This is a genomic window from Stenotrophomonas sp. SPM, assembly GCF_003105135.1.
Taxonomy (GTDB): domain Bacteria; phylum Pseudomonadota; class Gammaproteobacteria; order Xanthomonadales; family Xanthomonadaceae; genus Stenotrophomonas.
Window position 1 is genome coordinate 1 of sequence record NZ_QETL01000181.1, and the last position, 3,642, is coordinate 3,642.

A 3,642-nucleotide genomic window follows, 5' to 3' on the forward strand; every position below is an offset into this window, starting at 1 on the left:
GGCGGCGACGGTCGTGGCAGCCGCAGCGGCTTCGGCCGCACGGCGCTCGCGGCGCGACGGCTTCTGCGCCAGCAGGTTGCTTTCGCCCGGCTGCAGCGCGCGCACTTCCACGTTGCCGGTGCCGCGCTGGGTGATGCCCAGGCGCACGGCGGCGGCGTAGCTGAGGTCGACCACGCGGCCATCGTGGAACGGGCCACGATCGTTGACGCGCACGATCACCGATTCGCCGTTGTCCAGGTTGGTCACGCGGGCGAAGCTGGGCAGCGGAAGCGTCTTGTGCGCGGCGGTGAACTGGTACATGTCGTAGACCTCGCGGTTGGAGGTCAGGCGGCCGTGGAACTTGGCGCCGTAGTACGACGCAGTGCCGCGCTCGACATAGTCATGGGTGTCGTCGAGCACCTTGTACGACTTGCCCAGCACCACGTATGGCGATTTGTTGCCGATGACCGAGCGCTCGATCGCGGTCACTTCCGGCTCGGGAATGCAGGCCACGTTCGGCACGTAGCTGGGCGTGGTGTCCTTCACCCCCGGCTTGTACAGCCCGCCGGCGGTGTAGTTGCCGCGCGTGCTGAGGTCCTCGGTGGCGGCCGCGTACGGCGAACCGTCCGGGCAGTGCGCCGGGCGCCCGCCCTTGCCCTGCACCACCGTGCTGGGCACCTTGCCGCCATGGCCGGCACTGGGTTTGTTCGGTGCGCTGCTGCAGGCCGCCAGCGCCAGCACGACGATTCCGGGGACCAGCCATCTGATGTTCATGCCGGGGGCAGCTCCTGTCCGGCAATGGCCTGCGACAACTGGAACACGGCCATCGCGTACATCTTGGAGAGGTTGTAGCGGGTGATCGCGTAGTAGTTCTGGAAGCCCAGCCAGTACTGCTTGCCGGTGCTGCCTTCAAGCGTGATCGGCGTGGCGGTGGCACCCGGCTGCACCGGCGCGCTGGGCTGGTAGCCGCGCTGGGCCAGGTCGGCCAGCGACCAGGTGGGCATCCACTCGGTCGGGTTGAATTCCTCGCGCCCCGGCGCCAGCGTGGCCGGCACCGCCACCTGACCGCCGCGCACCCAGCCGCCCTTCTTCACGAAGTAGTTGGCGATGGACGAGAACACGTCGTCGTAGCTGGTGAACAGATCGCGGCGACCATCGCCATTGCCGTCGACGGCGTAATCCAGATAGCTGGAGGGCATGAACTGGCCCATGCCCATCGCACCGGCATAGCTGCCCTTGAGCGTGGTGATGTCCAGCCTCTCTTCCCGGCCCAGCTCGAACAGCTTGGCCAGTTCATCGCGGAAGAACAGCTCGCGGCGCACTTCGCGTTCCAGCTTGGCCGGGTCGCCGCTGCGCGGGTAATAGAAGGCCAGCGTGTACAGCGCATCGAGCACGCGGTGGCTGCCGGCGTTCTTTCCGTAACTGGTTTCCACGCCGATGATGGCCACGATCACTTCTGCGGGCACGCCGGTGCGCTGCTGCACGCGGTCCAGTTCGGCGCGGTGTTCGGCCAGGAAGGCGCGGCCGCCATCGATGCGCGCCTTGCTGATGAACATCGGCCGGTATTCGTTCCACGGCTTGACCCGCTCGGCCGGCCGCGACATGGCCGCGATGATCGGCTGGCGCACCTGCGCCTGGTCGAGCACGCGGGCGATCTCGGCCGGCGCCAGGCCATAACGCTTGGCGGTGTCGGCGATGAAGTTGGCGCGGGCGGTCTCGAACGGCACCGGGGTCAGGTCAACCGGTGGCGCAGTGGCTGCGGTCGCTTCCGGGGCAGCTTCGGCCGGGCCCTGCTGGGGCTTGCCGGCCGGATGGCGCGGCGTGCTGCTGGCCTGGGGTGAAGTCGGGGGGGACGTCGGCTGGGTCGCGCAGGCGACCAGACCGAGGGTGAGCAAGCAGGCCAGGGAGCGTCGAATCATCGTCGCAGGTTAGCAGGTCATGGATGAATTAAAACCCCTAACACCATGAATCACAACGATTTGCCCGCGTTCAGCGGGAAATGTGAAGGCGTCGTGATCACCCTGCCCCATTCAGGCAGAGGTTGCCGGTTGCGCCCCCATCCCCGCAGGCGCAACCGGCGACCGGATCCTGTCGATACCTGCGCGGCTGTCGCTCCCCAGTGACAGTGCCCCGCGCTCCCTGTATCCGTTGGACCACCAGTACTGCTTTCCCGCCCGACGACCCCTCCCGCTGCATCTACAGACGGCGCGCCGTGCCGAACGGGCCGCCATTGTGCAGGCCGATTGCGACAAGTCCATTGATCCGGATCAACGCTGCGTCAAAGTGTGAATTGTTCCGCACTTTTTATGGAACTTCGTCGGCGGGGAAGTCGCTCTCGTAGAGTCGAGCCATGCTCGACTGCATTTCGCCGGAAGCCGTCGAGCATGGCTCGACGCTAAAGAGGTCAAAACCCGCCGGGCATGGCCCGGCGCTACCCGTTCACCGGCCGGTGCGCGCGCACTGCCATCACCAGGCCGATCCCCGCCAGCAGCGAAACGGCCGAGGTGCCGCCGTAGCTGACCAGCGGCATCGGGATGCCCACCACCGGCAGCAGGCCGGAAATCATTCCGCCGTTCACCAGAACATAGACAAAGAACGCCAGCCCCAGGCTGCCGGCCAGCAACCGCGCATGCGTGTCGCGCGCGTGCACGGCAATCCACAGGCAGCGCCCGACCACGAACAGGTACAGCGCGAACATCGTCGCCACGCCGATCCAGCCGAACTCTTCGCTCAGCACTGAGAACGCGAAATCGGTGGTGTACTCGGGCAGGAAATCCAAGGTGGCCTGCGTGCCGTTGCCCCAGCCGCGGCCTTCCCATCCGCCCGAACCAATGGCGATGCGTGACTGCAGGATGTTCCAGCCGGTGCCGAGCGGATCCGCGGCGGGGTCGAGGAAGGTCAGTACGCGATCCTTCTGGTACTGCCGCAGCAGACCGAACCAGGCCATCGGCGCGGCCATCGCCACACTGGCCAGCCCGGCCACCACCCAGCCCCAGTGCAGGCCGGCCAGCAGCAGCGCGAACACGCCGCTGGCTGTCACCAGGGTGGCCGTGCCCAGGTTGGGCTGCAGCAGGATCAGCACCGCGGGGACGCCGATCAGCGCCGCGGCAGTCAGCACCGCGCGTGGCGATGGCGGCAGCGGCTGGCGGTGCAGGTACCAGGCCATCATCAGCGGCAGGCTGAGTTTGAGCAGCTCGGACGGTTGCAGGTAGAACACCCCCAGGTTGAGCCAACGTTGGCCGTACTTGCCGGTCCCGATCACGTACACCGCCATCAACGGCAGCATCGACAGCACATACAGGGCCGGGGTCCACGCGCGCAGGCGCAGCAGCGACACCCGCGACAGCAGCCACATCGCCACCAGGCCACCGGCAAAGCGCGCGGCCTGCCCGGTGACCGGACCCGACACGCTGTGCAGCACGGCCAGGCCGGCTGCCATCAGCAGCAGCAACCCAAGCAGCAGCGGCAGATCGATCGTACGCACCGCCTCGCGGCAGATGCCGAATAGACGTTTCCATTCCACCCGGGCAGGGTAGCGAGCGGCGCTTGCGTGAAGCTTTCCGATGCCGCCCGGCCCATAGCCGGCTAAGCATCTTCTGTAGAGCCGAGCCCATGCTCGGCTGCTTTTCACACGAAGGGGTCGGATCCCTCCTCTGCGAGGAG

General features: G+C 67.3%; 3 protein-coding genes. All 3 read right to left on the minus strand.

Annotated elements, in window-relative coordinates:
• Positions 1-753, minus strand: a 753-nt coding sequence (locus DCO49_RS19655; protein WP_133249456.1) for a septal ring lytic transglycosylase RlpA family protein, incomplete at its 3' end; no start/stop codon positions are given.
• Positions 750-1,898: a lytic murein transglycosylase B gene (gene mltB, locus DCO49_RS19660; protein ID WP_116865418.1), complete on the minus strand. Its 1,149-nt coding sequence runs from the start codon at positions 1,896-1,898 to the stop codon at positions 750-752. The genes DCO49_RS19655 and mltB, both read right to left, overlap by 4 nt.
• Before the next feature lie 512 nt (positions 1,899-2,410).
• Positions 2,411-3,502, minus strand: a complete 1,092-nt coding sequence (rodA, locus tag DCO49_RS19665) for a rod shape-determining protein RodA (protein ID WP_116865419.1) — start codon at positions 3,500-3,502, stop codon at positions 2,411-2,413.
• Positions 3,503-3,642: the final 140 nt, after the last annotated feature.

Bases quoted from the DNA above. Each gene is read 5' to 3' on its own strand.
- mltB (WP_116865418.1), bottom strand. From the start codon at position 1,898: ATGATTCGACGCTCCCTGGCCTGCTTGCTCACCCTCGGTCTGGTCGCC.